The organism is Massilia solisilvae (assembly GCF_024753215.1).
Classification (GTDB): Bacteria; Pseudomonadota; Gammaproteobacteria; order Burkholderiales; family Burkholderiaceae_D; genus Telluria; species Telluria solisilvae.
Genome location: NZ_JANUGV010000017.1, coordinates 1 through 3,357, shown reverse-complemented (window position 1 = coordinate 3,357; position 3,357 = coordinate 1). Strand labels below are relative to the sequence as shown.

Annotated in this window: 3 protein-coding genes; all 3 read left to right on the top strand. The window is 65.0% G+C overall.

Annotated features, from left to right (window positions below; all coding sequences use genetic code 11):
- Positions 1 to 126: 126 nt before the first annotated feature.
- The 3 genes from NX773_RS23385 (at position 127) to NX773_RS23375 (ending at position 3,195) form a co-directional block, all read left to right on the top strand.
- Complete coding sequence (locus tag NX773_RS23385; RefSeq protein WP_258858633.1) at positions 127 to 2,247, top strand: TonB-dependent receptor family protein; 2,121 nt, start codon at positions 127 to 129, stop codon at positions 2,245 to 2,247.
- A 73-nt stretch (positions 2,248 to 2,320) separates the two neighbouring features.
- Positions 2,321 to 2,794, top strand: coding sequence for a YbhB/YbcL family Raf kinase inhibitor-like protein (locus NX773_RS23380; protein WP_258858632.1), 474 nt, complete (start codon positions 2,321 to 2,323; stop codon positions 2,792 to 2,794).
- A gap of 101 nt (positions 2,795 to 2,895) precedes the next feature.
- Positions 2,896 to 3,195, top strand: coding sequence for a Nif11-like leader peptide family RiPP precursor (locus tag NX773_RS23375; RefSeq protein ID WP_258858631.1), 300 nt, complete (start codon positions 2,896 to 2,898; stop codon positions 3,193 to 3,195).
- Positions 3,196 to 3,357 lie beyond the last annotated feature (162 nt).

Below are 3,357 nucleotides of genomic sequence, written 5' to 3'. Positions count from 1 at the left end.
GCGCCGGGGTGCGCAAGGGTTTTCTGTGCGATGCACAAGCTTTGTGCGCAAGCGTATCGCTGGGCCATCCATATGTGCGCTATAGTCCGCTGTCAAAATGACCACGGCCCTTGGCCCCACCGATGTATGCTGCCCCGCAAAACCCGTCTCGCGCTGGCGTTACCGCTGGTCCTGCCCTGCCTGGCCGCCTCGGCCGAACCGGAAGAAGCGGCCACGCCGGCAACCGTCGTGGTCGTCAGCGCCAGCCGCTCGGAGCACAGCAGTTTTGATCTGCCTGCCGCCATCGATGTGGTGGACGCAGCCCACATCCGCGATACCCAGCTGCGGGTGAACGCATCGGAATCGCTGAGCAGCGTACCAGGCATCGTGGTCCAGAACCGGCAAAACTACGCGCAGGACCTGCAGATCTCGTCGCGTGGCTTCGGGGCGCGCTCCGCGTTTGGCGTACGCGGGGTACGGCTCGTCACGGATGGCATCCCCGCAACCATGCCGGACGGCCAGGGCCAGGCCGCGACCTTCAACCTGGACATGGCCGAGCGCATCGAAGTGCTGCGCGGGCCGTTCTCTGCCCTGTACGGCAACCACTCGGGTGGCGTGGTCCAGCTCTTTACCCGCGAACCGGGCGACACTCCGAACCTCGGCATCTCGACCGCCGCGGGGAGTGACGGTATCCGCAAGACTGACCTGAATACGCAAGGTACGGCCGGCACGGTTGGCTACCTGCTCGACGCCTCGCACTTCGAGACCGACGGCTTGCGCCAACACAGCGCCGCTACCCGCGACCAGGGCTATGCCAAGCTGACGACGCACCCCAACGCGGACAGCCGGCTCACCATTGTCGCCAACACCCTGCACCAGCCGGACACGCAAGATCCGCTCGGCGTGACCTGGGCCACGTTCAGCCGCGATGCGCGCGCGTGCGAGCTTGACGCCAGCGATACGGTCTCCCCGCCCCGTTGCTTCGCGGAGCGCTACAACACGCGCAAAAGCATCGACCACAGCCAGGCTGGCCTGACCTACGAGCAGCGCTTCGGCGAGGATCGCCTGCACCTGACGGTCTACGGCGGCAATCGGCGAGTTACCCAGTACCAGGCATTTTCGAAAGCCTTCCAGGCCCCGGCCACGCATTCCGGTGGCGTGGTTGACTTCGATCGCAACTTCGACGGCGTGGACGTGAACTGGCAGGGCCAGCGCACGCTGGCCGGCGGCCTGCTACGCACCACGGTTGGGCTCGAATACGGCGCCTCCACCGACAAGCGCAAAGGCTTCGAAAACTTTGCGGGCAGCGAACCGGGTGTCGAAGGCCGCCTGCGGCGCGACGAGACCGACGACCTGTCCACGCTCGACCCCTACGTGCAGACTGAGTGGCAGCGCGGACGCTGGATACTGACCGGCGGCCTGCGCCACACGCGCCTGGCCGTTGACGTGCGCGACCACTACCTTGCGAACGGCAACGACAGCGGCAGCGTTACCTACAGCCGAACCGTGCCATTGGTGGGCGCGCTATACAAACTGTCGCCCACGATCAACGTGTACGCCAGCGCCGCCCGCGGGTTCGAGACGCCGACCCTGAACGAGTTGTTCTACTCCGGCACGGGTGGTGGCTTCAACTTTGCGCTCGCTCCCGCAACCAGTCTTCACCTGGAGATGGGTGCAAAGGCGCTCATCGCGCCCGGCACACGCCTGGACGCTGCAGTGTTCGAGGTGCACACGCATGACGAGCTGATGGTCGACAGCGCAAGCGGCGGCCGCACCAGCTACCGCAACGCCACGCGCACGCTGCGCCAGGGGCTGGAGGTCTCGCTGGACGCTGGCCTTGCCGCCGGCTGGAACGCGCGCCTGGCCGCGACCTGGCTGCGCGCCGTGTACGATCAGGGCTTTGCCAGCGTGCGTGCCGGCAGCCGCCTGCCCGGTGTGCCGAACGCAAGCGTGTACGGGGAACTCGGCTGGAAAGACGCAAGCGGGCGCATCGGCGCGGCGGTGGAAACCTTGGCCAGCGCCAACGCGTATCCGGACGATGCGAACGCGGCCCATCCTGCGCCCGGCTATGCGGTGGTGAATGCGCGCGTGCAGGCCAGCCAGGCGTTCAACCGCTGGGAGACCCGCGAATTCATCAGGCTGAACAACCTGTTCGACCGCAGCTACGTCGGCTCGCTCATCGTTGGCGACAGCAACCAGCGCTATTATGAAGCAGCGCCCGGCCGCAACTGGATCGTGGGCATGTCGGCGCAGTACCGCTTCCGCTAACGGCCGCGCGGACCGGCAACCATCGGCGAGCGGCGCCTGTCCAACCCTGCAAAGCCACATGCGAGGTGCCGTCATGAGCCTGTCCCTTACCGCCGCCGATTTCCATGCCGGCGCAAGCATTCCGGCCATTCATACCTGCGATGGCGCTGACACGTCGCCGGCGCTCTCGTGGTCGGGTGTGCCGGCTGGCACCAAGAGCCTCGTGCTGATCATCGACGACCCGGACGCGCCGGATCCCGCCGCGCCGAAGATGACCTGGGTCCACTGGGTGCTCTACAACATTCCGCCACAGGCGACAGGGCTGCCGGCGGCAGTGCACCAGGGCGATCTGCCGCCCGGCACGCTCGCCGGCATGAACGATTTCAAGAAGACCAGCTACGGCGGCCCCTGCCCGCCCGCCGGCCGGCATCGCTACTTCCACAAGCTGTATGCGCTCGACGTGGTGTTGCCTGACCTTGGTCAGCCGACCAAGCCCCAGCTCGAGAAGGCCATTCAGGGACATGTGCTGGCGCACACCGAGCTCATGGGAACGTACCAGCGCAAGTGAAACCGCACTGCCGCTTTGTTGACCACCGAATGTCCCGGGATTAATATCTTGTCATTTATTGCACCGCCCGCCTTCATGGCGCGGGTACAAAGGACAAGTGGATGTCTATCCAAAATATCGAAGCGTTCTATAAACACGCCTTGCGCAACCCTGCGCTGGTTAATAGCCTGATGGGTGCACGCGACATGCCGACTTTCCAGCGTAACGTCGTCGAATTGGGACGCAACGCCGGCTTCGAGTTCGATGAAGACGAGGCCCATGAGTGGATCCAGCAAAAGCTGGCAACGCAGGCGACGGGCGAGCTGACGGATGATGAGCTCGAAACCGTTTCGGGCGGCAACGACGAGCAGGCACATCATCGCTTCCTGACCTGGCTGGTGTCGATCGGGACTGTCCACTGAGAGAAAACGAAGGCCACGCTCACCGGAACTGGCCGCGCAGAAAATAAAAAAGCCCCGTCTGCACCGAACGCGATCTTGAGCGCGTTCAGGCCGACGGGGCTTTTCCAAAAGCGAAAAACCCCCACCTGCACTGAACGCGATCTTGAGCGCGTTCAGGCTGGT